Genomic DNA, 1,224 nt, shown 5'->3' with positions numbered 1-1,224 from the left:
GCCTTGGTGGTCGGCGCGGCAGCCAGCATCAGGCTGCCCAGCGTGCTGTCCGGGCCGATCGGGCCGGAGAGGCCGAGCGTCAGCTCGCCGATCATGCGCCTGCCGCTCGATGGATCGACCAGGCAGGACACACGGACCCGGTCGCCGGCGCCGTCACCGAAGGCGCCGTCGAAGGCGTCGCGGATCTGATCCGACGTCAGCTGTTTGCCGATATGTTTGGTGAAGAGATCGCGCACCGGCGACGCATTCACCGCCTGCATCAGGTTCAAGGCATCGGCGAAATACTCCTGCTGGCTCTTGCCGTAGCAGGTGCCATGCTTGATCCATTCATGCCGCTCCAGCTTGGAGGCGGTGCCCGGCATCACCTGATCGAGCTCGGCGCGGGTGTTCGCATCGAGATCGACCTTCGGCAGGTCCTGCCAATGGGCGGGATTGTCACTGGCCTTGTCGCCCGCCGACACCTGGCAATAGAAGTTGCCGTTCGGCTGCGGCCACAGCCCATGCAAGGTGAAATGCGTGGCGTCGAAGCCGGACTTCGACTGCGCCTGGCATTCGGGCTTGCTGGACTTGGTCTCGCAGAAAGCCGGCTGCCAGCTCAGCGCGAAGACATATTCCGGCTTGCCAGAGCCAGGCTGCGCCGGCTTATTCTGATCGGCCGGCTCCGGCGTCGCAGCAGCACTGCCGGCGGTGACATGTCCGCAGCTGATCTTCACCCAGCGACGGTCCGGATCGGCGCCCGGCACAAGGATGAGGTAATGTGTCGGCTCATCCTTGTTGCCCGCCAGCAGCTGGTAGCTTTGTCCGGCCGCGGTCGATATGTTCCCGGGGTTCTTGCCGTTCTTGATCGCCTGCGTCGCCGGACAGGCGGCGTCGGCCACGAAGCTGCCGCTCATCTTCACATCGGCCCGCGCTGCTCCGGCGAGCGCCGTGACGGCGGCAGCCAACAAAAAAGCAAAACCAGTCCGCATACCCGCCCCTCGGCTCAAAATGTCGCGGCACACACTGCCGCTGTCTCCGTGTCAGAATTGCGATGGCCCGCGCCGCAAGGGAAGAAACCCACAGGGCAAAATCAGCCTGGCCGCATTGACCTAAAACCGCCGCCGGCGCAAACAAAACTCTCGTGAGCACGACAAGGGCGTTGCGGGGGACGAAGCGAAATGCCATTCAGCCAGCAGCGCCTGGTCAGATCGCCGACCGGCGCCGATCTCAACCTCTATGTGAAGG

General features: G+C 64.4%; 1 protein-coding gene. It reads right to left on the bottom strand.

What is annotated here, in order from left to right; genetic code table 11:
* A partial coding sequence (locus EN742_RS35375; RefSeq protein WP_128333910.1) for a ribonuclease occupies window positions 1-968 on the bottom strand: 968 nt, incomplete at its 3' end.
* Window positions 969-1,224 lie beyond the last annotated feature (256 nt).

The organism is Mesorhizobium sp. M4A.F.Ca.ET.020.02.1.1 (assembly GCF_004022645.1).
In the GTDB taxonomy this organism is placed as follows: Bacteria; Pseudomonadota; Alphaproteobacteria; order Rhizobiales; family Rhizobiaceae; genus Mesorhizobium.
This window is presented reverse-complemented; position numbering and strand designations above follow the sequence as displayed.